The organism is Modicisalibacter tunisiensis (assembly GCF_020148005.1).
GTDB lineage: Bacteria > Pseudomonadota > Gammaproteobacteria > Pseudomonadales > Halomonadaceae > Modicisalibacter > Modicisalibacter tunisiensis.
Map to the genome: position 1 here is coordinate 2,864,181 of NZ_JAGXFD010000001.1, position 26,277 is coordinate 2,890,457.

25 protein-coding genes are annotated in these 26,277 nt (G+C 68.9%); 4 read left to right on the plus strand and 21 right to left on the minus strand.

Features of this window, described 5'->3' with window-relative positions; all coding sequences use genetic code 11:
- Positions 1-154: 154 nt before the first annotated feature.
- The 4 genes from KGQ91_RS13450 to rpoE all read right to left on the minus strand — a co-directional run bounded on the left by KGQ91_RS13450 (position 155) and on the right by rpoE (position 4,450).
- Positions 155-1,588, minus strand: coding sequence for a DegQ family serine endoprotease (locus tag KGQ91_RS13450; RefSeq protein ID WP_163650120.1), 1,434 nt, complete (start codon positions 1,586-1,588; stop codon positions 155-157).
- A 395-nt stretch (positions 1,589-1,983) separates the two neighbouring features.
- On the minus strand, positions 1,984-2,952 hold the full coding sequence (locus KGQ91_RS13455) for a MucB/RseB C-terminal domain-containing protein (protein ID WP_163650119.1): 969 nt from the start codon (positions 2,950-2,952) through the stop codon (positions 1,984-1,986).
- Entirely contained in the window at positions 2,952-3,662 is a 711-nt protein-coding gene (locus KGQ91_RS13460) for a sigma-E factor negative regulatory protein (protein WP_224414755.1), read from the minus strand. The genes KGQ91_RS13455 and KGQ91_RS13460 overlap by 1 nt, the downstream gene beginning before the upstream one ends.
- Positions 3,663-3,844: 182 nt before the next feature.
- Positions 3,845-4,450: an RNA polymerase sigma factor RpoE gene (rpoE, locus tag KGQ91_RS13465; protein WP_163650117.1), complete on the minus strand. Its 606-nt coding sequence runs from the start codon at positions 4,448-4,450 to the stop codon at positions 3,845-3,847.
- A gap of 281 nt (positions 4,451-4,731) precedes the next feature.
- Between rpoE and KGQ91_RS13470 the strand changes: the two genes are divergently transcribed.
- Positions 4,732-5,811, plus strand: coding sequence for a 3-deoxy-7-phosphoheptulonate synthase (locus tag KGQ91_RS13470; protein WP_163650116.1), 1,080 nt, complete (start codon positions 4,732-4,734; stop codon positions 5,809-5,811).
- Positions 5,812-5,892: 81 nt separating this feature from the next.
- Here the strand turns inward: KGQ91_RS13470 and dinG are convergent, their stop codons facing one another.
- Both dinG and rhlB read right to left on the minus strand, forming a co-directional pair.
- On the minus strand, positions 5,893-8,040 hold the full coding sequence (gene dinG / locus KGQ91_RS13475; RefSeq protein WP_163650115.1) for an ATP-dependent DNA helicase DinG: 2,148 nt from the start codon (positions 8,038-8,040) through the stop codon (positions 5,893-5,895).
- A 132-nt stretch (positions 8,041-8,172) separates the two neighbouring features.
- Positions 8,173-9,447, minus strand: coding sequence for an ATP-dependent RNA helicase RhlB (gene rhlB / locus KGQ91_RS13480; RefSeq protein ID WP_263478959.1), 1,275 nt, complete (start codon positions 9,445-9,447; stop codon positions 8,173-8,175).
- 144 nt (positions 9,448-9,591) lie between these two features.
- Here rhlB and KGQ91_RS13485 point away from each other — a divergent pair, with 144 nt between their 5' ends.
- Positions 9,592-9,831, plus strand: a complete 240-nt coding sequence (locus tag KGQ91_RS13485) for a hypothetical protein (protein ID WP_163650113.1) — start codon at positions 9,592-9,594, stop codon at positions 9,829-9,831.
- Positions 9,831-10,646, plus strand: coding sequence for an exodeoxyribonuclease III (xthA, locus tag KGQ91_RS13490; RefSeq protein WP_224421185.1), 816 nt, complete (start codon positions 9,831-9,833; stop codon positions 10,644-10,646). Before KGQ91_RS13485 ends, xthA begins: the two co-directional genes overlap by 1 nt.
- A gap of 7 nt (positions 10,647-10,653) precedes the next feature.
- On the opposite strand, the gene KGQ91_RS13495 is transcribed toward xthA, so the two are convergent.
- The 8 genes from KGQ91_RS13495 to KGQ91_RS13530 form a co-directional block, all read right to left on the minus strand.
- Entirely contained in the window at positions 10,654-11,883 is a 1,230-nt protein-coding gene (locus tag KGQ91_RS13495; protein WP_224421186.1) for a tetratricopeptide repeat protein, read from the minus strand.
- A gap of 8 nt (positions 11,884-11,891) precedes the next feature.
- Positions 11,892-12,626: a TonB family protein gene (locus tag KGQ91_RS13500; RefSeq protein ID WP_224421187.1), complete on the minus strand. Its 735-nt coding sequence runs from the start codon at positions 12,624-12,626 to the stop codon at positions 11,892-11,894.
- Positions 12,626-13,030 (minus strand): ExbD/TolR family protein, encoded by a 405-nt coding sequence (locus tag KGQ91_RS13505; protein WP_163650109.1) that lies wholly within the window; start codon positions 13,028-13,030, stop codon positions 12,626-12,628. The genes KGQ91_RS13500 and KGQ91_RS13505 overlap by 1 nt, the downstream gene beginning before the upstream one ends.
- Positions 13,023-13,556 (minus strand): MotA/TolQ/ExbB proton channel family protein, encoded by a 534-nt coding sequence (locus KGQ91_RS13510; RefSeq protein ID WP_224421188.1) that lies wholly within the window; start codon positions 13,554-13,556, stop codon positions 13,023-13,025. The genes KGQ91_RS13505 and KGQ91_RS13510 overlap by 8 nt, the downstream gene beginning before the upstream one ends.
- The gene (locus tag KGQ91_RS13515; RefSeq protein WP_318010287.1) at positions 13,540-14,949 is read right to left on the minus strand and encodes a MotA/TolQ/ExbB proton channel family protein; all 1,410 of its coding nucleotides are present in this window, start codon (positions 14,947-14,949) and stop codon (positions 13,540-13,542) included. The genes KGQ91_RS13510 and KGQ91_RS13515 overlap by 17 nt, the downstream gene beginning before the upstream one ends.
- Positions 14,946-15,785: a DUF3450 domain-containing protein gene (locus KGQ91_RS13520; protein WP_224421189.1), complete on the minus strand. Its 840-nt coding sequence runs from the start codon at positions 15,783-15,785 to the stop codon at positions 14,946-14,948. The genes KGQ91_RS13515 and KGQ91_RS13520 overlap by 4 nt, the downstream gene beginning before the upstream one ends.
- A gap of 152 nt (positions 15,786-15,937) precedes the next feature.
- Complete coding sequence (locus KGQ91_RS13525) at positions 15,938-16,864, minus strand: electron transfer flavoprotein subunit alpha/FixB family protein (RefSeq protein ID WP_224421190.1); 927 nt, start codon at positions 16,862-16,864, stop codon at positions 15,938-15,940.
- 14 nt (positions 16,865-16,878) lie between these two features.
- Positions 16,879-17,628: an electron transfer flavoprotein subunit beta/FixA family protein gene (locus KGQ91_RS13530; protein ID WP_224421191.1), complete on the minus strand. Its 750-nt coding sequence runs from the start codon at positions 17,626-17,628 to the stop codon at positions 16,879-16,881.
- 323 nt (positions 17,629-17,951) lie between these two features.
- Here KGQ91_RS13530 and KGQ91_RS13535 point away from each other — a divergent pair, with 323 nt between their 5' ends.
- Entirely contained in the window at positions 17,952-19,595 is a 1,644-nt protein-coding gene (locus KGQ91_RS13535; RefSeq protein ID WP_224421420.1) for an electron transfer flavoprotein-ubiquinone oxidoreductase, read from the plus strand.
- Between the two features lie 143 nt (positions 19,596-19,738).
- Here KGQ91_RS13535 and KGQ91_RS13540 read toward each other — a convergent pair whose 3' ends face one another.
- Genes KGQ91_RS13540 through tmk form a run of 7 tightly spaced genes read right to left on the minus strand, consistent with a single transcriptional unit; the run spans position 19,739 to position 26,262 of the window.
- Entirely contained in the window at positions 19,739-20,563 is an 825-nt protein-coding gene (locus tag KGQ91_RS13540; protein ID WP_224421192.1) for a sulfurtransferase, read from the minus strand.
- A gap of 54 nt (positions 20,564-20,617) precedes the next feature.
- Positions 20,618-22,822, minus strand: coding sequence for an ATP-dependent helicase (locus KGQ91_RS13545; RefSeq protein WP_224421421.1), 2,205 nt, complete (start codon positions 22,820-22,822; stop codon positions 20,618-20,620).
- Complete coding sequence (locus tag KGQ91_RS13550; protein WP_224414746.1) at positions 22,822-23,391, minus strand: DUF1285 domain-containing protein; 570 nt, start codon at positions 23,389-23,391, stop codon at positions 22,822-22,824. Before KGQ91_RS13550 ends, KGQ91_RS13545 begins: the two co-directional genes overlap by 1 nt.
- A gap of 24 nt (positions 23,392-23,415) precedes the next feature.
- Positions 23,416-24,243 carry a TatD family hydrolase gene (locus KGQ91_RS13555; RefSeq protein WP_163650102.1) on the minus strand — a complete coding sequence of 276 codons (828 nt, stop codon included), beginning with the start codon at positions 24,241-24,243 and terminating at the stop codon, positions 23,416-23,418.
- 42 nt (positions 24,244-24,285) lie between these two features.
- Complete coding sequence (locus KGQ91_RS13560; RefSeq protein ID WP_163650101.1) at positions 24,286-24,621, minus strand: PilZ domain-containing protein; 336 nt, start codon at positions 24,619-24,621, stop codon at positions 24,286-24,288.
- Positions 24,622-24,643: 22 nt separating this feature from the next.
- Positions 24,644-25,630 carry a DNA polymerase III subunit delta' gene (locus tag KGQ91_RS13565; protein WP_224421193.1) on the minus strand — a complete coding sequence of 329 codons (987 nt, stop codon included), beginning with the start codon at positions 25,628-25,630 and terminating at the stop codon, positions 24,644-24,646.
- On the minus strand, positions 25,618-26,262 hold the full coding sequence (tmk, locus tag KGQ91_RS13570) for a dTMP kinase (RefSeq protein ID WP_163650099.1): 645 nt from the start codon (positions 26,260-26,262) through the stop codon (positions 25,618-25,620). Before tmk ends, KGQ91_RS13565 begins: the two co-directional genes overlap by 13 nt.
- Between the last annotated feature and the right edge of the window lie 15 nt (positions 26,263-26,277).

Genomic DNA, 26,277 nt, shown 5'->3' on the forward strand with positions numbered 1-26,277 from the left:
GCCGGGGCGCGGACGACGACCGTGTAACGGAATCGATTGGCGGGCATTGTACCGACAAGCCCCCGGCATGGACAGCGACGCGCCGGCGCCGGACACGAACACGACGACGGGGCCCGAGGGCCCCGCCGCCGACTGTCTGACGCCACTGGCGGTGTTACTCGTTGCCGCCCAGGCGCAGCGCCACGAACAGCGAGTGGCCATCACGGACCAGGCGAACCGGCACCACGCTGCTGCTCTTGACCGATTCGATCACCGAAGCCAGCTGCTCGGCGGAGTCGATCGACTGCTGGGCCACCGAGACGATGATGTCACCGCTCTGGATGCCCGCGGCGGCGGCAGCACCGCTCGGATCGACCTGCATGATGCGCACGCCATGATCGAGGCCCAGGCGCTCGAGCTGACGGCTGTCCAGGTCGCTGACCGCCACACCCAGGCGAGTCTGCGGGCCCTGCCCCTGCTGATCCTGCATCGCCTGCTGGTCGCTTTCCGGCCAGTCGCCGACGGTCACCTTCTGGGTACGCTCCTTGCCGTTGCGCAGCACCTTGAGCGACACCGTCTCGCCCGGCGCCACCTTGCCGATCAGGCGCGGCAGCTTGCTGGACTGATCGACCGCGTCCCCGTTCACGCCGAGGATGATGTCACCGGCCTGCAGACCGGCCTTGGCCGCCGGCGAGTCCTGAGCGACCTCGGCGATCAGCGCCCCGTGGGAGTCCTTCATGCCGAAGGATTCGGCCAGATCCCGGGATACCGGCTGAATCACCACGCCCAGCCAGCCACGGCTGACATGACCGGTGGCCTTGAGCTGGTCGGCGATATCCATCGCCACATTGATCGGGATCGCGAAGGACAGCCCCATGAAGCCGCCGCTGCGGGTGAAGATCTGCGAGTTGATGCCCACGACCTTGCCGTCGAGGTTGAACAGCGGCCCGCCGGAGTTGCCGGGGTTGATCGCCACGTCGGTCTGGATGAACGGCACATAGGTGTCGGTCGGCAGGGTGCGATCGATGGCGCTGACGATGCCCGAGGTCACCGAGTGATCGAAGCCGAACGGCGAGCCGATGGCGGCCACCCATTCGCCGACCTCGAGGTCGTCGGAGTTGCCGATATTGAGCGTCGGCAGATCCTTGGCATCGACCTTGAGCACAGCCACGTCGGTCTTCTTGTCTTCACCGACCAGCTTGGCCTTGAGCTCGCGGCGATCATTCAGCCGCACCACGATCTTGTCGGCCCCATCGACGACATGGGCATTGGTCAGGATATAGCCATCCTGGCTGATGATGAAGCCGGAACCCAGCGAATGCCGTTCTGCAGTACCGCCATCATTGCCCCCCTGCTGCCCCGGCCCGAACGGGATCTGATCGCCGAAGAAGTGCCGGAAGATTTCCGGGACATCCTGACTGGAACCGCCCCAGGGCCCCATGCTGCGGCGCTGGACCTCCTGCGTCGTCGAGATGTTCACCACCCCCGGCGCCGCCTGCTTCACCAGCTCGGTAAAGTCCGGCAACTCGCGCGCCTGTGCCGCCTGCACGGCGAACGTGGCGAGCACGAGCATCAGCCACATGGAGACCTGTCGTGTGATGCGTTGCATTGAGAACTCCTGCTTGCTGTCTGGGAGCCGTTCCGCCCGGCAGCGGCCGGAAACATCGAAAAACCGACGATCGACGGGAACACCATCCATCCAAAAACCGTCACCGCCACGTCCTTCGATATCCGGCAACACCGCCCGAGGAAGGAAGCTCCATCACGGAACGCGGTTGATTGTCGGCAAGTGCCTCTTGTCGCCGACCGGCGGCCGGGCACTCGACGGGTTTGAGTCACGCCACTGCAAAGAGTTCAGCCGAAGCCAGGAAATTGTCGCGATCGGACAACAGCCCATGACCCTGACCTGCCGTCGGGGTCGAAACGCAAGCAGCCCGCCGGATGACGGGCCTGACATGAAGTATCACGGCTCGGCCGTGGCGAAGGACAGGGCTGACGGCAGACTCAGCGCGTGTCGTCGGGCGGCTGATACTCCAGCCCCTCGACGACGCGGGCCAGTGCCACGGGGGGCACCTCGCCGATCGCCACGATCTGAAAGACCCGGTCGCCGAGGCGGATATGGCGCACCGCCGCATGAGTGATGCCCAGCCGGTGCATGCCGGCGCGCAGCACCCGCTTCCGTTGGCGCAGCGGCTCGATGAAGACGCTGAAACTGGACAGCCCGTCACTGTAGAGACGATGAGCCACCGGCACCGAACGGACACCGAAGTCGTTGGGCAGCGGCAGGGCATGATACCCGGAAGGCAGCCAGCGCGCCGCCCAGGGGGAGGACGACGGCGTCGCCAGCGGCTCGAAATCGATGGTGCCGTCATACAGCGACGGCTCGCCCAGCTCCGTCATCTGGAAGGTCTCGAGAATGCGGCCGTCCAGCCCCACCATCACCTGCTTGAGAGGCAGGCCGGTGCGCTTGTCGAGCCACAGCCGATGCCCGTAGCGGAGGTTGTCCTGCGCGTCGATGTCCAGACGCATCACGTCGCGCCCCGCCACGCGGGACTCGCCGTCCAGAGTCAGGCGGTAGTGCCCGTCGAGCCGCGAGAGGATGGCCGTCGGCGAGGCCCGACCGGTGCCGATGGCTTGCGCCGGGCTGCCCCGCCCGACCCGCCCGCGACGCTCATAGACGACCGGCGGACCATCGAGATAGCTGGCGATTTCACGCTCCACGCCGTTCTCGACGTCGTGGGACAGTGCCAGGGTCCGCACGCCCTCGCCGCTGATGCGCACCGCCCGGGCCCGGAATTGGTAGCAGTGGCTGGCCCACAGGCTGCGTTCCAGCCAGGCGCGAGGCGTCTCTGGGGCGGCGGCCTCACTCAGTCGCCGACAGTCGAGCCCGGCCGCATCCGGCGTGTCCGCCCGGGCCGGGCCGGCCCCCCACAGCAGCAAGGGCGCAACCAGCGCGATCCAGCGGTTCGGCATCAACGCACACCCAGGGAGTCCTGCGCGGATGCCCGCAGCAACGGCATCCAGGTTTCACCGGAGCGATAGGCCGCGCCCTGGGCGTGGCGATCCAGATACCCCTGCAGCAGCTGGGCCTGCTCGAAGTCGAGGCTCGGCGACTGCGAGGCGTTGGGCGCCAGGAACATCGGTGTCTCGACGTTGGCGCCGACCGTCATCAGGCCATTGCCGCCCCCATCGGTGACCAGGGAGGAATAGTGCGGCAGACTGACCGTCTCGACGCCGCCGCTCGGGCTCCCCGATACGCCACTGCCGCTCGACACCGTCGTCGAGGCGCCGGAGTCGGCGGTCATGGCCGGCGCGGAGGCCGGATCCATGCCGTTGTAGACCTGCACGCCGGTGATGACCATCAGCGACACCGTGGCCGCGATGGCAGCGCTGCCGGCGAAGGACAGCCCGCCGTGACGCCGGGAGAGGCCGGCATCGTGCATCTCGGGACGCGGCTCCCGTTCGATGCGTGCCAGGATGCCCGCCGAGAGATCGGTGGTGACATCGACGTCCCGGTCCCGGTTCATGAGACTGCGCGCCAGATGATAGCGCCGCCAGACCTCGGCGCTGTCCCCGGCACTCTCGTCGGCATCGCCGAGCGACTTGAGCACACGCCGCAGCTCGAGTTCATCCCCTTCGTTGTCCATCAGCGCGGACAGCGATTCGCGTAGATTGTCGTTCATTTTGCACCCTCACAGTCGGTGGAACGGCGACCGCGACCGTTCCAGGCTCGACACGACACTCCCTCATTCCTGCGCCCGTTTGCGGCGCCCCGTCAGTTCCTTCGCACCCGATGATGCGACACCCCGTGTGACGCCAGAACGGCCGGACAGTTCAGTCACGAGGTCAATTTTCTTGATGCGCATCATTCGTGAATCGGGTCCTGTTCCCGCGACTGGCTCAGCAGCGGCTGGATATGCTTGTCCACCGCCTCGCGTGCCCGGAAGATCCGCGAGCGCACGGTGCCCACCGGGCACTGCATGATGTTGGCGATATCCTCGTAGGACAGCCCGTCCAGCTCGCGCAGCGTGATCGCCGTGCGCAGGTCCTCCGGCAGCTGCTCGATCGCCTCGAAGACCGCCGCCTCGAGCTGATCGCGCGCCATGGCGGCTTCCGGCGTCTCGATGTCGGACAGACGCCCGCTGTGATCCACCACTTCGGCATCGTTGATATCCAGGTCGCTGCCCGGCGGCCGGCGCCCCTTGGAAACCAGGTAGTTCTTGGCCGTGTTGATGGCGATGCGATACATCCAGGTATAGAAGGCGCTCTCGGAGCGGAAGTTGCCCAGGGCACGATAGGCCTTGATGAACGCCTCCTGGGCGACATCCTGGACCTCGGCATGGTCATGCACATAACGCCCGATCAGGCCAAGAATCTTGTGCTGGTATTTCTTGACCAGAAGGTCGAAGGCTCGGGTGTCGCCCCGCTGGGCGCGTTCGACGAGCTGCTGATCGGTCTCCCGCGTGCCCATTCAGTGCGTCTCCCGGCAGACGGGACGAGCCTGATGGGCGGGAGAAAAGCAGCGCCTTCGCGGCATGACACGATGGTGATTCATGAATGCAAGCTGAGCCTTGGATGACGAACGTTTCGTGCTAAGTGTTCCTGTTTATGGCCACGGCATCAACCGGCAGTACGTCCCGCAGGGTGTCCCGATGGCCGCGACGGGCCGAAAAGCGGGCCCGCAATTGATTTTTCCGCCCCCGGCGGGCGATAGTAACGGGATTCTCCCCCACGCGATTCACAGGTAGCTGAATGTCGGAACAGCAGGTCAACAACCTCAACGTTCTTTCCCAGGACGTCCTGATCACGCCCGAAGCCCTCAAGCAGGAAATTCCGCTGTCGGAAAGCGCCGAACGGACCGTGATCGAGGGACGCCACACCATCCAGCGGATCCTCGACGGCGAGGACCCGCGCCTGCTGGTCGTGCTCGGCCCCTGCTCGATCCACGATGTCGACGCGGCCCGCGACTATGCCCGCCGGTTGCGCCAGCTGGCGGACAGCGTCAGCGACAGCCTCTACGTGGTGATGCGCGTCTACTTCGAGAAGCCGCGTACCACCGTCGGCTGGAAGGGCCTGATCAACGACCCGCATATCAACGACTCCTTCGAGATCGAGGAAGGCCTGCATATCGCCCGTCGCCTGCTGGTGGAGCTGGCCGAGATGGGACTGCCGCTGGCCACCGAGGCGCTCGACCCGATATCGCCCCAGTACCTGCAGGACTGCATCAGCTGGTCGGCGATCGGGGCACGCACCACCGAGTCGCAGACGCATCGCGAGATGGCCTCGGGGCTTTCCTGCCCGGTGGGCTTCAAGAACGGCACCGACGGCAGCCTCGATGTCGCCGTCAACGCCCTCAAGTCGGTGGCCCATCCGCACAACTTCCTAGGCATCGACCAGGCCGGCCAGGTGGCGGTGATCCGTACCCGCGGCAACACCTACGGCCATGTCGTGCTGCGCGGCGGCAACGGCAAGCCCAACTACGACAGCGTCAGCGTGGCGCTGGCCGAGCAGGAGCTGACCCGCGCCGGGGTCAAGCCGAACATCATGATCGACTGTTCCCATGCCAACTCCAACAAGGATCCGGCCCTGCAGCCGCTGGTCATGGACAACGTCACCAACCAGATCCTCGAAGGCAATCGCTCGATCATGGGCCTGATGGTCGAGTCCAACCTCGGCTGGGGCAACCAGAAGATCCCCGAGGACCGCAGCCAGCTCGAGTACGGCGTATCGATCACCGACGCCTGCATCGACTGGCCGACCACCGAGGAAGCCCTGCATCGCATGGCCGAGAAGCTCAAGCCGGTACTCGACGAACGCCGGCGCGCCGCCTGAGTTCGGCGCATCGCCACGGGCCCGTCGCCGACGGGCCCGTGGCCCTTCCTTGTAGCCCCTTGAAGGCCTTTCAGGCGTCGCTCAGGTTGACGCGCCGACGGCCACGCCGTCGATCTCGCGGCGAAACGGCGGCAGCGAGTCGAGCAGCGCCCGGCCGTAGCGCCGGGTCAGCACCCGTCGATCGAGCAGCGTGATGCGCCCCTCGTCGGCCTCCTTGCGAATCAGCCGGCCGCAGGCCTGGACCAGCTTGATCGAGGCATCCGGCACGGCGATGCGCATGAAGGGGTTGCCGCCGCGGCTCTCGATCCACTCCGCCAGGGTCGCGCCCACCGGGTCGTCGGGCACGGCGAACGGCAGTCGGGTGATCACCACATGGGTCAGGTAGTGGCCCGGCAGATCGATTCCCTCGGCGAAGCTGGCCAGACCGAAGATGATGCTGCCCTCCCCGGCGTCGACCCGCTTGCGATGCCGATCCAGCAGCTCGCGCTTGGGCAGGCGGTCCTGGGCCAGCACCCGCTCGCGCAACGCACTCGGCAGGGCCTTCTCGACGGCACGCAGCTGCGCCCGCGAGGAGAACAGCATCAGCACCGCCTCGTCCGGCGCCAGCGCGGCGACGAAATCGATGATCGCCCTCTCGTGCGCCTCGCGATCGGCCGGGTCGGCCGCCGCCCGGGGCACGCTGAGTACCGCCCGCGAATAGTCGAAGGGGCTGGGCAGGCGCTGGTAGCGGTAGCGATTGGCCAGCCCCGCCCGCTCCTGAAGCCGCTCGAAGCGGCCCAGCGCGGTCAGCGTCGCCGAAGTCACCACCGCGCCATGACAGCTGCCCCAGAGGTGGCGCGCGAGGGTCTCGGCGGCCGACACCGGGCTGGCGGCATAGGTCAGCTCGCTGTCGCCGCCCGGCGTCTCGAACGTGAGCCAGCGCGCCCGGGGCGGCTCGCCCTCGGGGTCGTTCTCCGCCATGGCCTGCCACAGGGCATGGGCCTCCAGGGCACGGCCGTGCAATAACGCCACCAGTGGCAGCCAGCTTTCGGCCTGCTCGCGGGGCAGCCCCGTGGATTTTTCCGGATCCAGGCTTTCACGCAGGATCTCGCTCATGGTCTCGAGCTGACGCGACAGCTCGGCGAACGGCGTCACCAGCGCGTCGGACAGTTCGCGCAGCGCCTCCGGCGCCTGCCCCCGGGGGAAGCGGTGATGGCGGGTCTCGCCGCCGGCACCTTCCGGCAGATCGGCCAGCTGATGGCCCAGCGAGAAGGCCTCGCCGAGGCGCGGCTCCAGGGCGGCGATGAGCTCGGGGAAACCGGCCAGGATGCGTGCCAGGGTCGGCTGTCCGCCCAGGGCGGCGTTGAGCTCGGTCAATGATTTCTTGAGGGTGCGCAGCCAGCGCAGCGTGGCATTGACCCCGAAGCGGTGGTGAAAGTGCTCCAGCGCCTTGTCGGGCAGGTGATGCCCCTCGTCGAAGATGTAGATGCAGTCCTTCGGCGCCGGCAGCACCACCCCGCCGCCCAGCGACAGGTCGGCCAGCACGAGGTCGTGATTGGCGACGATCACGTCGGCCTGATCCAGCCGTCGACGGGCACGGAAGAAGGCACAGGCCCCGAAATGGCCGCAGCGCCGGTTGGTGCACTGGCGATGATCGGTGGTCAGGCGTCGCCAGTCGGTCGGCTCGATCGCCTCGGACCAGCTGTCGCGATCGCCTTCCCAGCGGCCGTTGCCGTAGGCCTCGGCGAGATCGTTGACCAGCGCCTGAAAGCCGTCGCCGTGGGCGGCGCTCTCCGCCGGATCGAACAGCGACAGGGTGGGGTTTTCCTCGCCGCCGTCGAGCAGCTGGTCGAGCTTGGCCACGCACAGGTAGCGACCGCGCCCCTTGGCCAGCGCATAGTCGAACGTCAGGCCGCTGTGGGCCTGGAGCGCCGGCAGGTCCTGGTGCAGCACCTGTTCCTGCAGCGCGACCGTCGCGGTGGCGACGACCAGTCGCTTGCCGCGGACCCGGGCGACCGGCAGCGCGGCCAGCAGATAGGCCAGCGTCTTGCCCGTGCCCGTGCCCGCCTCGAGCACGCAGACGTGCTCGCTGGAGGTGCGCTGGCCGGCGTCATCGACCTCGATGCCGCCCAGCGTACGGGCGATCTCGGCGATCATCAGGCGCTGGCCGTAGCGCGGGGTCAGGTCGAGCCCCTCGAGCACGCGGCGATAGGCTTCCTGGATCTCGCCCTTCAGGGCCTCGTCTAGCATAAGCGTCCTAGCGGTAAGCCTTGAGCCGTAAGCGGCAAGAGAAAAACATTCCAGCCGAGCCCAACCTGGCTCTATGGGCGGCTCCGCCAAAGCTGCAAGCCTTTGCTTGAGGCTTGCAGCTTATAGCTGCCGTTAAAGCAGTCCTTCGGGCGGATGCTCGCAGGGCAGCTTGTCGTTGATGAAGCGTTCGATCTCGGGCAGCGAGAAGGCGTCCTCCTCGCCCACGAAGCTGATCGACACGCCCTTGGCGCCGGCGCGACCGGTCCGGCCGATGCGGTGCACGTAGTCCTCGGGATCTTCCGGCAGGGTGTAGTTGATGACGTGGCTGACGTCATCGATATGGATACCGCGGCCGGCCACGTCGGTCGCCACCAGCACCGTCAGCTCGCCCTCGCGGAAGCGCTCGAGGGTCTGGATGCGCTGGTTCTGCGGCACGTCGCCGGAGAGCATGGCCACATTGATGTCGGCCTTGCGCAGCAGGTCGTCGAGCTTGCGCACCAGATCCCGGCGGTTGCCGAAGACCATCACCCGTTCGAAGCTTTCCTGCTTGAGCAGGTTGACCAGCAGCCGCTGCTTGTCGGCGTCGCTGACCAGGTAGACCCGCTGGTCGATGTTGGCGGCGTTGTCGACGGTGACCTCGATCTCGACATGTGCCGGATTCCAGGTCCACTGCTCGGCCAGATTGAGGATGTCCTGGGTGAAGGTGGCCGAGAACAGGAAGGTCTGACGCTCCTCCTTCTTCGGCGTGTGGCGGATGATGCGCTTGACGTCCGGGATGAAGCCCATGGACAGCATGCGGTCCGCCTCGTCGAGTACCAGCACCTCGGTCTGGCTGAGGTCCACGTCGCGCTTCTGCTGGAAGTCCAGCAGGCGCCCGGGGGTGGCGACCAGGATGTCGAGCTTCTTGCCGAGCTGGTCACGCTGCTTCTGGTAGTCCATGCCGCCGACCACGCTGGCGACGTTGAGCGACGTGAAGCGGGCCAGCGCCTTGGCGTCCTTCTCGATCTGCAGCGCCAGCTCGCGGGTCGGCGCCACGATCAGCGCCCGCGGCGTCCCGGGCTTCTGGCCGTCCGGCGCGTCCTCCTCGAGGAAGTAGGCGAGGATCGAGATCAGGAAGGCGGCCGTCTTGCCGGTGCCGGTCTGGGCCTTGCCCACCACGTCACCGCCCAGCAAGGTGTGGATCAGCGCCTCGGCCTGGATCGGCGTGCAGTACTCGAAGCCCAGGGCATGGATGGCCCGCATCAGCGGCAGCGGCAGATCGAAGTCGTGGAAGCGCCACTTGCCGGCCATCGGCGGCACCTGGAACTGGCGCAGATCCCAGCTCGACGGCTTCTTGCGCGGCTTGCGACGCCGACGCTTGGGCTTGCGATTCTCGGCCGGGGCGGCTGTCTTTTCCGACTCACTCATAGGCTTGCGGTTGTTCCGGTTGCGTTGAAGGTGTCTATCATCGCGCCATTGTACCAGTCCTTGTCGAGCAGGGCTTGCACGGGTGACGCCGCCCGCCGGCAAGCTGGTAGACTAGGCGCAGAACCGATTCAGGACGTTTTTCCCATGACGCGCAAGAAAAAGACCCGCTCGCTGGCCGACAAGGTGACGATCCGCACCGGCCGGCGCAAGGATTATCGCCAGTGGCGCCACGACAATCCCGACGAGATCACGTCGTCGCGTCGCTACCTGCAGAAGAAGCGCCAGCAGCGCAAGCAGCAGGCCGCCCGCAAGCTGGCACGCCAGCAGCAGGCCACCACCCTCTCGCTGCACGGCGACAAGGACTCGCCAGGAGACGATGCCTGATGCGGCTGGTTTCCTTCAACATCAACGGCATCCGCGCCCGCCTGCACCAGCTGCAGGCGCTGATCGACAGCCACGCACCCGATGTCATCGGCCTGCAGGAAACCAAGGTCCACGACGACGAGTTTCCGCTCGAGGCCGTGCAGGCCATGGGCTATCACGTCCACTATCACGGCCAGAAGGGCCACTATGGGGTCGCCCTGCTCACCCGCCAGGCCCCCGAGGCGGTCTTCTACGGCCTGCCCGATGACGGCGACGATGCCCAGCGGCGCCTGATCGGCGCCCGCCTGAGCGATGGCGACGGCGGCCCGTTGACCGTGTGGAACGGCTATTTCCCGCAGGGCGAGAACGTCGACCACCCGACCAAGTTCCCCCACAAGCGCGCCTTCTACGCCAGCCTGAGCGAGATGCTCGAGCACGACTACCGTCCCGACCAGCGGCTCGCGGTGATGGGCGACTTCAACATCTCGCCGGAGGATATCGACATCGGCATCGGCGAGACCAACCGCAAGCGCTGGCTGCGCGAGGGCAAGACCAGCTTCCAGCCCGTCGAGCGCGAGTGGCTCGAGCGTCTCAAGGACTGGGGGCTCGTCGACGGCTACCGGCTCTGCCATCCCCGCGATGCCGACACCTTCAGCTGGTTCGACTATCGCTCCAAGGGGTTCGACCGCGATCCCAAGCGCGGTCTGCGCATCGACTACATCCTGGTCACCGCACCGCTGGCCGAGCGGGTCACGGCCGCCGGCATCGACTACCCGCTGCGCGCCATGGAAAAGCCCTCCGACCACGCGCCGGTATGGCTCGAACTCGACCTCTGAGCCTGCCTCAGCGCTCGCCCGCCCCGGCGGGCGTCGTGACCACCTGCCCATCATCGAGTGCCGCCAGCCAGGCCGCGGCCTGAGCGGCACCGGCCTCCCGGGCGGCCCGGAACGCCCGCCGCGCTGCGGCAACGTCGCCCTGCTCGAAGGCCGCCACGCCCGTGAGCAACCAGTCGCGCGGGGTGGCATCGCCAGCCTCGCGCGCCTTCTGCAAGGCCTCCACCACCGTCTGCCGGCGCCCCCAGCCATAGGCCAGCTCGCCCAGGCGACGCCAATCATCCGCCCTCCCGCTGCGCTCGGCCACCTCCCGCCAGGCGACCAGCGCCTTGTCATGGGCACGAGCGGCACTCCAGGCCCGGGCGAGCAGCCGGCGATTGTCGAGGTCATCGGGCAAGCGCCCCCGGGCGAGTGCCGCGTCCAGCTGCTCGGCGGCGCGCGCCGGCGTGCCGCCCGCCAGATGCAGCTCGATGAGCCGGCGCAGGTCGGTCTCGCCCGTCAGCACGCCACGCCGCCGGCCGGCTTCCAGAATCGCCGCGGCGCGCCCGCGTTCGCCGAGCCGCTGGGCAAGCCCGGCGGCACGCCGCCAGACATCGGCCGGGGCGTCGTCATCGGCCAGAAGGACATCGAGCACGGCGAGCGCCGCCGCGTTGCGACCCGCGCGCTGATAGACGGCGGCGGCGAAGGACTGCCAGCGCTCGGGGAGGACTCCGGAAGCCTGCCGCGCCCGATCGACCCACTGCGCGGCGGCCGCCCACTGGTCGAGATCGGCCCGGGCCTGCGCCATCAGCCAGGCGTCGTCGGCCGCACCCTCGCCACTCTCGAGCCAGCGCTTCAACAGCGCGGCGCCCTGCTCGGTCTGCCCGGCACGCAGGCGCAGCCGGGCTTCCTGGTGCAGCCAGCGGCGCCGGTAGCGCGACTCGACGCCGTCGATGCCGCGCGCTTCGGCGAACAGGGCCGCGGCACGCACGTCATTGCCACGCTCCACCTCGGCCGTCGCCGCGATCTGCAGAAACAGGGCCCGCGCCCAGCGATCGGCGGCGTTGCCCCCCGCGAGGCGTTCGGCGGCGGCCTCGGCCTCCCGGGCGAGGACCGCCGGGTCGCCATCCCCGAGGCGCGCCTGCAGGCGCTCGAGGCTCGCCACCATGTCGGAACGCAAGGCCGGGGCAGCCTCACCGGCGCAAGGCACCAGCAGGCAAATCCCCAGCAGCCAGGCGACTCGGCTCGTTCGTGCTCCCATGATCGCCTTCATCCCCTGAGCTTGAATACCAGACGCTGGCGTGCCTCGCGGGGCCGCGAGGCGCGCGGGAACTGCCAGTCCGCGATCGCCTTCAGCGCCGCCCGGTCGAAGACATTCCGCGGCTCGGCATCGACCACGCGCAGCGAATCGCGATCGACGCTGCCATCCGGACGGATCGTGAAGCGCACCTCGACGTAGCCCTCGATACCGCGGCGCTGGGCGCGAGCGGGATAGGTCGGCGGCACCCGCCGGGTCGGCCGGGACGAGTTCACCACCCCGTGATTGGCCGCCGGCGTCTGACTGGCGTCTTTCGGGGCCGAGTCGCCGGCCGGAGCCTCGGCGACCCGGGACGTCGGCTCCGGCTCGGGTTTCGACGCCGGTTTCGGCTGCGGCTCGGGCTGCTGCGTGGTCAGCTCGGGCAGCCGCCGATCGAGCGGCAGCGCCGGTGCCCGCGGTGACGGCAGGTCGGGCGTCGGCACCGCTATCGGCTGCGTCGGGCTCGGCGAAGGAATCGCCGCCGGCGGTGGCGGCGACGGCATGGCCGCAAGCGGGCGCGGTGCCGCCTGTTCGGGCGCCGGCTCGCTCGAAGGCGCCTGCTGCTGCGGTGCCTCGACCAACGCCACCGTCATCGGCGGCTGGATCTCGGGACGCTGGTCGACCGGCGGCGCGACCAGCAGGGCCAGCAGCGTCAGCAGCACCAGCGCCAGCACCGCGCCCCCCAGTGCTCCGAGCAGATGACGCATCAGGGCCCGCCCCGCGTCGCCGCGACCGCCAGGTTGTCGACCCCGGCCTGACGAAGGCGATCCATCACCTCGATCAGCAGCCCGGTAGTGGCGTTGCGATCGGCCTGGATCACCACGGCACCATCATCGCCGATCAGCCCCGCCACCTTGCCGCCCACCCGGTGAACATCCACCGGCTCGCCGTCGACCCATACCGCCCCCTGCGGCGTGATCGCCACCATCACCCGGGCATCGGGCCGCGCCGTCGCCGACGAGGACTCGGGGCGCGCGATCTCCACCCCGCTTTCCTTGATGAAGCTGGTGGTAACGATGAAGAAGATCAGCATGATGAAGACGACGTCGAGCATCGGCGTCAGGTTAATCTCGGCGGTCTCGTCGTCGCGTGTCGTCCGGCGTCTACGCATGCCGTGCCTCCACGGCCCGCGCCATGCGATCGTGCAATCGCTGGTCCTCGCGCCGAATGACCTGCTCCAGGCGGGTGACGAACAGCAGGCCGACCACCGCCACGGCCATGCCGGTCAGCGTCGGCAGCGTCGCCCGGGCCACGCCGTCGGCCATCGCCCGCGCCTGACCGGCCTGGGTCAGCGCCAGGCTGTCGAACACCTGGATCATGCCGGTGACGGTACCCAGCAGGCCCAGCAGGGGGCACAGCGCCACCAGCAGCCTGAGCCACGGCAGCGGTCGGCGCAGCCGGGCGATCAGCTCCCGGGCCCAGGTCTCGCGCAGTGTCAAGGCGCTCCAGCTCACATGATCGCGACGCATCGCCCAGCGCTCGATCAGTTCGCGCCGCGCGCGGCGATGGTGGAAGCGCCAGTAGAGGCCGCGCTCCAGCGCCAGCGAGAACAGCGCCATGGCGACAACCGCGATCAGCACCAGCACCGTGCCACCGGCCTCGATCAGTCGGCCCAGGGGCTCAATCGGTAGCCACATGCCCGCTCTCCCCGATTGCCTGACGGGATTCCAGATGCTCGGCGAGCACCGCGCTGGCCCGGCCCTCGAGCACGCCGATCAGCGTGCGGCTGCGGCTCGACAGCGCGGTCTGCGCGAACAGCAGCGGCACGGCGGTGATCAGGCCCAGCACGGTGGTCACCAGCGCCTGGCTGATGCCACCGGCCATCAATTGCGGATCGCCGGTGCCGAATACCGTGATCGACTGGAAGGTGACGATCATCCCGGTCACCGTGCCCAGCAGTCCCAGCAGCGGCGCCACCGCCGCCAGCAGCTTGACCAGCGGCTGGCCGCGCTCGAGGCGCGGCTGCTCGGCGAGCAGCGCCTCGTCGAGACGCGCCTCGAGTGCTTCCGGGACATACCCTTCGCCCAGCGCCCGGAAACGCTGGAGCACCCGACCCAGCGGATTGTCGTCGCGCAAGGCGGCGATATCCCGAAGCTGGCGCCGCAGTCGCAGCGATACCTGCAGCAGATAGATGTACTGGACCAGGGCCACCAGCAGGCCGAGGGAACCGAGCCCCACGATCACGTAGCCCACATAGCCGCCCTGCTGGAAGCGCTGCCACAGGCTCGGGCGCCGGGACAGGGCCTTGAGTACCTCGCCCTGCGTGGGGTCGATGGCCACACGGTCGCTTTCGCCCTGCTGAAAGGCACGCAGGGTATCGCTTACCGAACCGGGGGTGTGTTCGAGCATCGTCAGGGTGCCGTCGTCGCCCGGCGAACGCAGCAGCTGACCGTCGCTGAACGCCGCGAAGGCCCCCAGGCGCATGACCTCGCGGGGCGCGACCGCCCCATCGCGGCCGGCTACCGGCGCCTCGAAGCGCACCGCGCGGCCGCTCTCGGCGGTGAGGTGCGCCAGGCTGTCCCCCAGTGCCGCAAGCCGGTCGAGATCGAGCAGCGCCTCGTCATCGGGACGCTCGGGCAGGCGGGCATCACCGCCCACCGTCAACCAGCCATCGCCCAGGTCGTCGCGCAACTCACCGATGCGCTGGCGGATCACGTCCTCGAGGCCGTCCAGCCCGCCCGTCCGTGACTGCGCCTGCCGGCGCAGCGCGTCGAGGCGCTTCTGCTGATCGTCGCGTCGTCCCTCGAGCGTGTCGCGACGCTGCTGGGCGGCCTTCAGGCGCGCCCTGGCCTCGGCCAGGGCCTCGTCGAGCGCCTGGCGATCGTCGAGCAGTTCGCCGAGGCGCCGGCGATCCCGGGCCTCGGCGGCCTGGCTGTCGGCGCGAAAGTCCTCGAGAATCTGCACCATCGAGGAACGAGCGGCGTCGCCGGAGGTTCCGGTGCCACCCTGCTGCGACTGCGCAAGCGCGGGCAGCACCAGGACCGACAGCGAAAGCCCCGCCAGGGCGAACAGCATCCGTGGACGCATCATGAGTCGCCCTCCGTCTTCGCGGGAGAGCCATCGAGCGGCGCCTGTCTGGCGTTCTCGGGGGTGATGGACAACGGCAGGTCGAGCATCGCCGGGGCACGCTCCTCGCGGGCGATGCGCAGGCCCTTGCGAACCTCGCGCCGCGCATCGCCATCCAGCGGCTGCCAGCCGTGCGCACCGGCCTGCCATACGCCGCCCTGCTCACCATCCGGCGTCAGGTAGTACCAGCCCAGCCGGCCCACGCGCAGATAGTCGACGGCCGGCGGCGCCCCCCCGGATGCCGTGTCGGGCTGAGCGTCAGACTGATAGAGAGGCCCGTGCCAGGCATCCACCTCGCGTCCGTAATCCAGCTCGGTGCGCCAGGCGGCGAGTACCCGGTCGAGCTTGTCGGCGGCGGACAGCTCGCCGGTGTCGAGCATCTGCTGCAGGCTGGCCAGACGCGCCAGGCGCTCGTCGTGCAGGAACGGCATGTCGGCCTCGACCAGCGCCTGCAACCGGCCGACCAGCTGACGGGTCAGCACCGGCAGGCGTTCCCCGGCATCGGCCAGTTGCGATACCGCCCGCTCACGCTGGTTGATGGACTGATCCTGACGCTCGACCTGGCGCGCGAGCTCCTCGTCATAGGCCTCGAGCCGACTCGCCTCGCGACGGACGCGACGCAATTCACGCAGGGCCTCGCGGGTCCGGTCGTCCGCCGCATCGATTCTTGCCTGCAATTTCGCCTGGTGCTGCTGGGCCTCGACCGCCGTCTCGGTCAACGACGCCGCCTCGGCAACCCCGGGCCCCGCGATGCCTGCCGCAACGAGCAGGCAGGCCATCGCCATGCCGTCCTTCTTCACGCTACTGCTCCCCTCGTGGGTCCGACACCGGCCGGAAATGCGCGACACGCCAATACAAAAAGAAACCCTTATCAACGGGAGATCCAGTGCCAGAATGCAGCAGGGCCGGCTACATGAGCCGACCCTGATCAAACAACCACGACACCCCGTGCCTAGAGCTTGCTCTCGAGCTCCGGCAGTACCTCGAACAAGTCACCCACCAGGCCGTAATCCGCCACCTGGAAGATCGGGGCCTCCTCGTCCTTGTTGATCGCCACGATCACCTTGGAGTCCTTCATCCCCGCCAGGTGCTGGATGGCGCCGCTGATGCCCACGGCGATGTACAGCTCCGGGGCGACGATCTTGCCGGTCTGGCCGACCTGCATGTCGTTGGGCACGAAACCGGCGTCCACGGCGGCTCGCGAGGCGCCGATCGCCGCGCCCAGCTTGTCGGCGATGCCCTCGAGCAGCTGGAAGTTCTCGCCGTTGCCCATGCCGCGGCCGCCGGAAATCACCACCCGGGCGGCACCCAGCTCGGGACGCTCGCTCTGCTCGAGCTGCTCGTCGACGAAGGCGGAGAGACTGTTGTCGATGGCCCCGTCGACCGCCTCGATGGTAGCGCTTCCCGTCTCGCCCACGGCATCGAAGGCAGTGGTGCGCACGGTGATCACCTTGAGCGGATCGGCCGACTGCACGGTGGCGATGGCGTTGCCGGCATAGATCGGCCGCTTGAAGGTATCGGCGCTCTCGACGCTGAGAATGTCGGAGAGCGCGGCGACGTCCTTGAGCGCGGCGAGGCGCGGCAGGACGTTCTTGCCGGTGGTGGAGGCGGCGGCCAGCACATGCGAGTAGTCGTCGGCGAAGGTGGCCAGCAGGTCGGCCAGCGGCTCGGCGAGCTGGTGGGCGTAGACGGCGGCGTCGGCGACGCGCACCCGGCTCACGCCGTCGAGCTTGGCGGCCGATTCGGCCACGGCGGCGACGTTCTCGCCGGCGACCAGCACATCGATATCGCCGCCGATCGCCTTCGCGGCGGCAACCACATGGGCGGTGGCGCCGGCGAGCTGACCGTCGTGATGTTCGGCGAGGACCAGAATGCTCATGAGATCAGCTCCTTTCAAAGGACTTTGGCTTCGTTCTTCAGCTTGTCGACGAGCTCATCGACGGAGCCCACCTTGATGCCGCCCTTGCGCTCGGCCGGCGTCTCGACCTTGAGCTGGGCGGTGCGCGGGGCGATGTCGACACCGAGCTCCTCGGGCGTCTTGGTCTCGAGCGGCTTCTTCTTGGCCTTCATGATGTCGGGCAGCTTGGCGTAGCGCGGCTCGTTGAGGCGCAGGTCGGTGGTGACCACCGCCGGCAGCGTGAGCGCCACGGTCTGCAGGCCACCGTCGATCTCGCGGGTGACGTCCACCGTGCCTTCCTTGACGTCGACCTTCGAGGCGAAGGTGCCCTGCCCCATGCCGGTCAGCGCGGCAAGCATCTGGCCGGTCTGGTTGTTGTCGGTATCGATCGCCTGCTTGCCGAGGATCACCAGCCCGGGCTGTTCGGCGTCGACCACCTGCTTGAGCAGCTTGGCCACCGCCAGCGACTCGACCCGCTCGTCGGTGGTGACATGGATGGCCCGGTCGGCGCCCAGCGCCAGGGCGGTGCGCAGCTGTTCCTGGGCGGCCTTGGGGCCGACGGTGACGGCGACGATCTCGGTGGCGATCCCGCGTTCCTTGAGGCGCACCGCCTCTTCCACGGCGATCTCGCAGAACGGGTTCATGGCCATCTTGACGTTGGTCAGGTCGACGTCGGAGTGATCCGCCTTGACGCGGATCTTGACGTTGTAATCGATGACGCGTTTGACCGCGACGAGTACTTTCATGGCGTCCTCGCTGGGTTAGAACCGGAAGGCATTAATTCATGCAAGCGTTTGATAGGGGAACCGGCCAAAACTGTAGTGTGCCACAGGTTTGAGTACCGCCCAAGATGGCGGCGCATCGCCCATGATACGGGCCTGCACCCCCTGCGATAGTGGAATATGACTAGCACCAATTCCGGGTAGAAGCAAACGATCGTTTTAATTATAGTAAGGGCTCCGAAAATTCAGCGACACGATGATTTTCGGTGACGCCTTTCGCGTGCCGAAGATCGGCATGGCCGCCCGCCACTGCCCTGACCGAGGAGATAGCCGTGGAACGCGAATACATGGATTTCGACGTGGTGATCGTCGGTGCCGGCCCCGCCGGCCTGTCCGCCGCCTGCCGCCTGATGCAGCAGGCCAATGACGCCGAACGCGAACTGACGGTCTGCGTGGTCGAGAAGGGCTCGGAGGTCGGCGCGCACATCCTCTCCGGCGCCATCCTCGAGACCCGCGCGCTCGACGAGCTGTTTCCCGACTGGGCCGAGCGCGGCGCGCCGCTGACCACCCCGGCCACCCGCGACGAGGTCCATCTGCTCAAGGATGCCGAGAAGACCTGGAAGCTGCCCGACGCCCTGGTGCCCGGCAGCATGCACAACGTCGGCCAGGGTCGCACCCACTACGTGATCAGCGCCGGCAACCTGTGTCGCTGGCTCGGCGAGCAGGCCGAGGCGCTGGGTGTCGAGGTGTTCCCCGGCTTCGCCGCCCAGGAGGTGCTCCACGCCGAGGACGGCACGGTGCGCGGCATCATCACCGGCGACATGGGCGTGGGCGCCGACGGCGAGCCCAAGGACGGCCACATGCCGGGCATGGAACTGCGCGCCAGGTACACGCTGTTCGCCGAGGGCGCGCGCGGGCATCTCGGCAAGCGGCTGATCGAGCGCTTCGACCTGGCCGCCGGCAAGGACCCGCAGCACTACGGCATCGGCCTCAAGGAGCTGTGGGACGTGCCCGCCGAGGTCCACGAGCCCGGGCTGGTGCTCCACGGCTCCGGCTGGCCGCTGCCCGACGACACCCAAGGCGGCTTCTTCCTCTACCACGCCGAGAACCAGCAGGTGGTGGTGGGCCTGATCGTCGATCTCGCCTATACCAATCCGTACCTCTCGCCGTTCGACGAGTTCCAGCGCCTGAAGCATCATCCGCTGCTCAAGCGCTACCTGGAAGGCGGCTCACGGGTGGCCTACGGCGCCCGGGCCATCGCCAAGGGCGGCGTCAACTGCCTGCCGAAGATGACCTTCCCCGGCGGGCTGCTGATCGGCTGCGACGCCGGCACCCTCAACTTCGCCAAGATCAAGGGCCTGCACACCGCCATGAAGTCGGGCCTGGTGGCCGCCGAGACGGTCTTCGCCGCGCTGGCCGACGGCGACGAGGGCGGCCGGGAGCTCAGCGCCTTCACCGAGGCCTGGCAGGCGAGCTGGGCCCACGCCGAGCTCGAGGAAAGCGCCAGCTTCGGCCCGGCGATCCACAAGTACGGCAACCTGCTGGGCGGCGCCTACAATGTCCTCGACCAGTGGCTGGGCGGCCGGCTGCCGCGGGTCCACGACACCACGCCGGACTACGCCCGGCTCGAGACCGCCGACCAGGCGCAACCGATCGACTACCCGAAACCGGACGGCAAGCTGTCCTTCGACAAGCCCTCCTCGGTGTTCCTGTCCAACACCAACCACGAGGAGGACCAGCCCTGCCACCTGAAGCTCGCCGATCCCGAGCTGCCGATCCGCGACAACCTGCCCAAGTATGCCGAGCCGGCGCAGCGCTACTGCCCGGTGGGCGTCTACGAGGTGGTCGAGGACGACGCCGGCCAGCCGCGGTTCCAGATCAACTTCCAGAACTGCATCCACTGCAAGACCTGCGACATCAAGGATCCGGCGCAGAACATCACCTGGGTGGCGCCGGAGGGCGGCGGCGGTCCGAACTATCCGAACATGTAAATGTGAGTGAGGTGTGAGGGGCGAGATTCGAAGTCCCAAGCCCGAAGGCCGCATAAAGCCAACCGCCCCACGGCAGTTGCGTGGGGCGTTTTTTTCTTCCCTCTTCAAGCTTATGGCTTACCGCTCCCGGCCACGCTCCGGGCTCAATCCCCGGTGGCAACGGGCCGGGCGGGATCGCGGATCCAGTGGCTCCAGGAGCCGGCGTAGAGCTTCGGCAGCGCCCGCCCGGCAATTGCATAGGCCAGGATGTTGTGACAGGCGGTGACTCCGGAGCCGCAATAGCTCGCCTCGCTCTGCGGCAGCTCGGCATCGAGCCGCGACGGCGTCTTGAAGCGGCCCTCGGCATCGAGATTGGCGGCGCTCGGCCGACACACGGCCTCCGGGATATGCCCGGCGACGGGATCGATGGGTTCGACCTCGCCGCGATAGCGTTCGCGGGTCCGGGCGTCGACCAGGGTCAGTTCGCCCTTTGCCACGGTGTCGGCGCTGATCCATGCCGTGCCGTCGAAGGTCGGCTCCCAGTTCGAGGCGGCCACCGGCGCAACCGGCTCGCCGCTCTCGAGCGCGCCTCCCGCGTCCTGCCAGGCGGCGATCCCGCCGTCGAGCACACGCACGTCGGGGTGCCCCGCCCAGACATGCAGCAGCCACCAGGCCCGCGCCGCCGCCAGCTGGCCACCGGCATCGTCGTAGACGATCACCGGCACCGCCGGCGTGATGCCCAACCGGTGCAACGTGGCGGTGAAGCGCCCCGGGTCGGGCAACGGATGACGCCCGCCCTCACCGGCCGGGTCGGACAGGTCCGCCTCCAGATCGAGATGCCGACTGCCGGGCAGATGGCCTTCCCGCCAGAGCCGTCGGCCGGCATCGGGGTCGCCCAGACGGGCCCGGCAATCGAGAATCCGCACCGACCGGTCCTGCGTCAGCCAATCCCGTACCGTGGTGGCATCCACCAGCGTTTGCAGCGACATCTCTCGCCCTCCTCTTGTCCGCAGTTAATGCCTTGTGTGACGGCTGCACGCTGCCTATGGCTCCGCGCTTTCCAGCGGGGCACGCCGGGCGATGAGGCGCCGCCGCCCGGCCTGGTCGAAACGGATCTCGAGCACCGGATCGGCCGGCCTGCCCTCGATGACCAGAATCTCGCCACCGCCGAAAACAGCATGATGCACCCGCTGCCCGACCCGGTAATCGTCCGTTCCGCCGCCAGGCTCGACGGGCGCACCACGCGAAATCGGCGGGTCGATATCCTCGCGCCCCACCGCCTTGAGGTAACGCGCCACCAACTCGGGCTCGGCCACCGCGAGCGGCGCGTCGCTCGGGACCTCCAGGGCGCGGGCGACCCGCATGCAATCGGCCCAGGCGGTCTCCTGCAGAAAGCGGCTGGGTCGGTGCGTGCCGCCGTCATGCAGCATCAGCAGCTGCTCGCGGGCCCGGGTCGCCGCCACGTAGAAGAGGCGCCGCTCCTCCTCGAGGCGTTCGTCATCCAGCGGATTGTCCCGGGAATAATGGGGAAAGTCTTCCTCGTTGAGTCCCCACAGTGCGACCAGCGGCCACTCCAGTCCCTTGGCACCGTGCACGGTGGTGACCAGGACACCCCCGTCACCGCCGGCCCCGTCGTGCCGGGTATCCGGGCGGCTGCCCAGTAGCTCGAGGAAGTCGTCGGGTGCCCGGGCCATCTCCTCGGCCTGCTCGATCAGCACGTCGAGCAGGCGCACGTCCTCCTCGCCCTTTTCGCGCCGGGCGGCGGCACGCTTGAGCACCTTGTCGGCGTCCAGGCGCTCCACCACGTGCTCCAGCAGCCGGGCGGCCGGCAGCCCGCCCAGGCGCGGCAGTTCGCAGAGCAGCTCCCAGCGGCGCTTGAGGTTGCGCCGCTGGACCGGCTTGAGCCCTTCCAGCAGCGGATCCTGCCGCAACGGCCAGCGCTGGGTCTCGGCCAGCTGCCGCGTCACCGCTTCCAGTCTTTCGCGGGCGACGAAGGGCGTGGGCTGCGAGAACAGCAGCAGCAGATGCGCGGGATCCTGCAGGCGCCGCGGCTCGCGCGCCAGCTGCAGGTAGCCGGCCAGCGCCTGAACCAGCGGCAGCCGGAAGACGAAACGATCCTCCCGGGCCAGCCGAAAGGGAATCCCTGCCCGCAGCAGCTGCAGCTGCACGGACACGGAGAGTGTCCAGCTGCGCACCAGCACGGCACACTCGGCGAGCCGCCCCTGCTGCTGCCGGGCCGTCAGCGCCTGCAGCAGCGGCGCGACTCCCTGGCCCTGCTCGATGCGCGTGTCAGGGTTGGTCGGCGCCGCCAGGCACAGCTGGTCGGGGCGCCGCCGGTTGCCGCGGATGGCATGGTTGGCGGCCAGCGCCAGGGCATGGCCGTGGCGGAAGGTCACCGACAGCGGGTAGTCGCGGGCAGCGCCGAAGGTGGCGGCGAATCGCTCGAGCATGTAGTCGGGGCGCGCACCGCGCCATTCGTAGATGCACTGGTTGGCGTCGCCGACCGCCATCACCGCGGCCCGATCTCCCGCCAGCAGGGCCAGCAGGCGCTGCTGGGCCTCGTTGATGTCCTGATACTCGTCGATGATCACATGGTCGAGGAACCCCTGGACCCGCGCCCGGGCGTCGCCATCCCGGGCCAGGCAGCGCAGCGGTCGATACAGCAGGTCGGCGTAGGTCATGCGGCCGTGGGCTTCGAGCAGCGATTCCATGGCGTCGAAGGCGGCGACGAAATGCGCCGTGCCCGCCCCCAGGTCCAGGCGCTCGTAGAGCACCTGCGGCGCGACCAGCTCGGCCTTGACCATTTCGCAGAAGTGGCCGAGGGCCTCGAGCCGGTCGGGCTCGAGCGCCGCCTCGCGGGTCGGGGCGTCGGCCTCGCCCAGCACCTGCTGGGTGGCCTGGCGCAACAGCCGCTCGCGCTGCCAGTCGGCGGTGAGCAGCTCGCGCGGCGCCAGCCGCCCCCAGCTCACCAGGCTGCGGGTCAGTCGATGGCCGATGGAGTGGAAGGTACGCACGTCGGGCAGCGCCAGGCCCGCCGGCGCCAGGGCCTCGAGCTTGGCGGCGAAGTCCTCGCGGGCCGCACGGTTGAACATCAGCACCAGCAGCCGGCGCGGCGGCACCCCCTGTTCGAGCAGGGCCAGTACCCGGGCGACCAGGGTGGTGGTCTTGCCGGCGCCGGCCACCGCGGCGACGCGCGCATGCCCGTCGCCATGCGCGACGACGGCGCGCTGCTCGTCGGTCAGGGGCATCAAGCGTCGGGCTCCAGCCGGCCCAGCGGTTGCCACACGCCGCCGCTGACCAGCCCCCATTCCTCGCTACCCGCTACCTGGCGGCTCTCGGCCACGTCGAGCAGCCGGTAGTAGACGTTGCGATTGAGCCGGGCAGCCAGGCCGTGCCGCACCGGGACCTCGGGGATGACGTCGCCGCCGGGCATCGGGCTCAGGGCGAGCCGATGCTCGCGGCCCAGCACGAGCGTATCGCCCAGGTTGGTCGTCAGGCGCCAGCCGCCACCCGGCGCATCGGCTTCGCGGTCGGCATCGACGATCAGCAGGGGGCGATCCTCGACTTGAATGCGCCACTTCTCCACCGGCGAGACAAGGTAGTAATCGCCGTCAGCCTCGCGGCGCAGGATGGTCGACAGCAGGCGCACCAGGCGCGGGCGCGACATCACCCGTCCTTCGTGATACCAGCGGCCATCGGCGGCGATGGTCAGCGCCATGTCACCGCTCAGCGGCGGCGTCCAGGTTTCCAGCGGCGGCAGCCTGGCGGGGTTCGTCATCGCCGGCTCGACCTGGCCGATCAGCCCTTCCAGCATCATGGCTTTCTCTCCCGGGCCGCCGGCTCAGCGCCATCCGGCCTCTTCCAGTGACTGTCGCAGGTCCGCCGGCGCCTGCGGGAGTGCCTCGCGGAACAGCCGGTAGAAGTTGGCGGTGGTCTGCATCGCCACTTCGTCGACGCTGATCCCGCGCTCGGCGGCGATGCACTCGGCCACCTCGACCACCCATTGCGGCTCGTTGGGCTTGCCCCGGTGCGGCACCGGCGCCAGGTAGGGGCTGTCGGTCTCGATCAGCAGCCGATCCAGCGGAATGGCCCGGGCCAGCTCGCGGATCGCCGCGGCATTGCGGAAGGTGACGATGCCCGACAACGAGATCAGAAAGCCGTGGCGCACCGCCTCCCGCGCCATGTCCAGATCCTCGGTGAAACAGTGCAGCACGCCGCCGACGGCCGGATCCCCATGCTCGGCGATCAGCGCCAGGGTGTCCTCCCGGGCCTCGCGGGTGTGCACGATCACCGGCAGTTCCAGCTCCCGGGCGGCGATCAGGTGATTGGCGAAGCGGCTGCGCTGCTGCGGCGGCGCCACCCCCTGATAATGATAGTCGAGGCCGGTCTCGCCGATCGCCACCGCCGCGTGGCGCTCGGCGCATGCCTTGATGGCCTCCACGTCCGGTTCGCGGGGCACCTCGTGCAGCGGATGCACGCCGGCGGAAATCACCACATCCTCGTGCTCGCGGGCGATCGCCGCGAGTCCGGGCACGTCCTCCAGGGTGACGGCGATCGCCAGAAACTGGCGGACCTCGCGCCGACGGGCGGCGTCGAGGGCGGCATTCAGGTCGCCGCCGTGGGCGGAAAGATCCAGGCGGTCCAGATGACAGTGGGAATCGACAAACATGCGGAAAGGCTCGTGACTGACGAAGGAGTGGCGGATGGTGGCTCAGAAGGTGAAGGTGGGCTCGCCCTTGTCGAGCAGCCCGGCCAGGTGATTCTCGATACGGTCGCGGACCCGGCGGTCATTGACGCCGAAATGCACACCGATGCCGGGGATGCGGCGCCCCGAGACGCCGGGCGGCGAAATCCAGGCGACGTCACCGCTGACCGGCAGGCGTTCGCTCTCGTCGGGCAGCGTCAGCAGCAGGTAGACGGGCTGGCCCAGCGCATAGGTGTCCTGCGTCGGCACGAAGATGCCGCCCCGCTCCAGCGCCGGCATGTAGGCCGACAGCAGGGTCCGATGATCCTTGAAGGTCAGCGAGAGCGCCTTGTGTTCCGCCATGACAGCCTCCTCGGGTCTTCGATCAGGAACGCAGCAATGCCGACCAGCGCACCAGCCAGGCCTCGAGCACCAGCTGGGGGTTGGGGTTGCCGCCGGCCACCAGCAGCCGCTGCTGCTCGCGGGCATAATCGAGCAGCCGGAACCAGTCGCGCAGGCGGCCGTTCTTGATCGCCTGGCGGTAGAGCGGCAGCAGGTCGGGATTGCGGACCTGCTCGGTATCGCCGGACAGCCCCAGCCGAATCAGGTCTTCCAGCCAGGCGATACCGTACCACAGGATGCGCTCGACCGCCTGACGGTCGAGCCGGGCGGCCTCGGCGACCGGCTCGGCACCGCGCACCAGGGCGTCGAAGAGCTCCTGGAGCGTCTGGCGCAGCTGACGGGCCTCGCCCCCGGCCAGCTCGCGTGCCAGCAGCGGCAGCCCGCCGGCCACACGCAGCCAGAACGCTGCCTCGCGTTCATCCCCCAGCGCCTCGGCAAGCCAGGGAAGGCAGGCTGCCGGGGCCGGCACCGTCAGCGTCCAGTGCTGGCAGCGCGAACGGATCGTCGCCAGCATGCGCGACGGGACGTCCGAGAGCAGCACGAACAGGGTACGCGACCCCGGCTCCTCGAGACTCTTGAGCAGCGCGTTGGCCGCCGCCACGTTCATCGCCTCGGCGGGCTGCAGCAGGATGACCCGATAGCCGCCCTGCTGCGCGGTCTGGGCGACGAACTGATTGACCTCGCGGATCGGGTCGATGCGAATCTGGCGGCGATTGTCGGCCGGGCTGATCCGCAGCAGGTCCGGATGATAGCCGGCGGCCAGCATCCGGCAGCCGTGGCAGTGGCCACAGGCCGCATCGCCGGGCGACAGGCAGAGGGTTCGCGCCACCAGCGCCTCGGCCAGCTGCTGCTTGCCCAGCCCGTGCGGACCGGAAATCAGCAGCGCGTGGGGCAGGCGGTCGGAAGTCTGCAGGGCCACCAGGCGCTGCCAGAGCTCGGACTGCCACGGCAGCGGCGTCAGCTGCGCCATGCGGCCACCCGTTGATCGAGGCAATGACAGATGTCGGCCTGCACCTGCGTCAGCGACCGTGCGGCATCGATCACCGCGATGCGCGCGGGGGCCGCCGCGGCCCGCTCGAGATAGCCCTGCCGCACCGCCTCGAAGAACGCGGCGCGCTCGCGCTCGAAGCGGTCGAGTCCCTGCCCCCGGGCCGTCACGCGCTCGCGCGCGGCGTCCACGGGCATGTCCAGCAACAGCGTCAGGTCGGGCTGAAGCCCCTGCTGCACGAACGTCTCGAGCATGGCGATGGCGGAGCGATCGCCCCGCCGGGCGCTGCCCTGGTAGGCATAGGTGGCATCGGTGAAGCGGTCGCAGACCACCCAGGCGCCACGCTCCAGGGCCGGCCGGATCCGGCGCGCCAGGTGCTGGGCCCGCGCCGCGAAGACCAGCAGCAGCTCGGCATCATCGGCCAGGGTTTCCGCCTCGTCGGGGGCCAGCAGCAGCTCGCGAATCGCCTCGGCCCGCGGCGTGCCGCCGGGCTCGCGGGTGGTGATCGTCTCGATGCCCAGCGACTCGAGATGATCACGCACCAGGGCCAGGTTGGTGCTCTTGCCGACCCCTTCTCCCCCCTCGAGGGTAATGAAGCGTCCGCGTGATGGCATGGGCAGCAGCCTCGT

Bases quoted from the DNA above. Each gene is read 5' to 3' on its own strand.
- KGQ91_RS13550 (WP_224414746.1), bottom strand. From the start codon at position 23,391: ATGATGCTGGAAGGGCTGATCGGCCAGGTCGAGCCGGCGATGACGAAC.
- KGQ91_RS13545 (WP_224421421.1), bottom strand. From the start codon at position 22,822: ATGCCCCTGACCGACGAGCAGCGCGCCGTCGTCGCGCATGGCGACGGG.
- KGQ91_RS13535 (WP_224421420.1), top strand. From the start codon at position 17,952: ATGGATTTCGACGTGGTGATCGTCGGTGCCGGCCCCGCCGGCCTGTCC.
- KGQ91_RS13500 (WP_224421187.1), bottom strand. From the start codon at position 12,626: ATGCGTCATCTGCTCGGAGCACTGGGGGGCGCGGTGCTGGCGCTGGTG.
- KGQ91_RS13510 (WP_224421188.1), bottom strand. From the start codon at position 13,556: ATGTGGCTACCGATTGAGCCCCTGGGCCGACTGATCGAGGCCGGTGGC.
- KGQ91_RS13560 (WP_163650101.1), bottom strand. From the start codon at position 24,621: ATGGCGGAACACAAGGCGCTCTCGCTGACCTTCAAGGATCATCGGACC.
- KGQ91_RS13460 (WP_224414755.1), bottom strand. From the start codon at position 3,662: ATGAACGACAATCTACGCGAATCGCTGTCCGCGCTGATGGACAACGAA.
- KGQ91_RS13565 (WP_224421193.1), bottom strand. From the start codon at position 25,630: ATGGCGCAGCTGACGCCGCTGCCGTGGCAGTCCGAGCTCTGGCAGCGC.
- rpoE (WP_163650117.1), bottom strand. From the start codon at position 4,450: ATGGGCACGCGGGAGACCGATCAGCAGCTCGTCGAACGCGCCCAGCGG.
- KGQ91_RS13525 (WP_224421190.1), bottom strand. From the start codon at position 16,864: ATGAGCATTCTGGTCCTCGCCGAACATCACGACGGTCAGCTCGCCGGC.
- KGQ91_RS13530 (WP_224421191.1), bottom strand. From the start codon at position 17,628: ATGAAAGTACTCGTCGCGGTCAAACGCGTCATCGATTACAACGTCAAG.
- KGQ91_RS13555 (WP_163650102.1), bottom strand. From the start codon at position 24,243: ATGTTTGTCGATTCCCACTGTCATCTGGACCGCCTGGATCTTTCCGCC.
- KGQ91_RS13540 (WP_224421192.1), bottom strand. From the start codon at position 20,563: ATGTCGCTGCAAACGCTGGTGGATGCCACCACGGTACGGGATTGGCTG.
- KGQ91_RS13505 (WP_163650109.1), bottom strand. From the start codon at position 13,030: ATGCGTAGACGCCGGACGACACGCGACGACGAGACCGCCGAGATTAAC.
- tmk (WP_163650099.1), bottom strand. From the start codon at position 26,262: ATGCCATCACGCGGACGCTTCATTACCCTCGAGGGGGGAGAAGGGGTC.
- dinG (WP_163650115.1), bottom strand. From the start codon at position 8,040: ATGCTAGACGAGGCCCTGAAGGGCGAGATCCAGGAAGCCTATCGCCGC.
- KGQ91_RS13470 (WP_163650116.1), top strand. From the start codon at position 4,732: ATGTCGGAACAGCAGGTCAACAACCTCAACGTTCTTTCCCAGGACGTC.
- rhlB (WP_263478959.1), bottom strand. From the start codon at position 9,447: ATGAGTGAGTCGGAAAAGACAGCCGCCCCGGCCGAGAATCGCAAGCCC.
- xthA (WP_224421185.1), top strand. From the start codon at position 9,831: ATGCGGCTGGTTTCCTTCAACATCAACGGCATCCGCGCCCGCCTGCAC.
- KGQ91_RS13485 (WP_163650113.1), top strand. From the start codon at position 9,592: ATGACGCGCAAGAAAAAGACCCGCTCGCTGGCCGACAAGGTGACGATC.
- KGQ91_RS13515 (WP_318010287.1), bottom strand. From the start codon at position 14,949: ATGATGCGTCCACGGATGCTGTTCGCCCTGGCGGGGCTTTCGCTGTCG.
- KGQ91_RS13495 (WP_224421186.1), bottom strand. From the start codon at position 11,883: ATGGGAGCACGAACGAGCCGAGTCGCCTGGCTGCTGGGGATTTGCCTG.
- KGQ91_RS13455 (WP_163650119.1), bottom strand. From the start codon at position 2,952: ATGCCGAACCGCTGGATCGCGCTGGTTGCGCCCTTGCTGCTGTGGGGG.
- KGQ91_RS13450 (WP_163650120.1), bottom strand. From the start codon at position 1,588: ATGCAACGCATCACACGACAGGTCTCCATGTGGCTGATGCTCGTGCTC.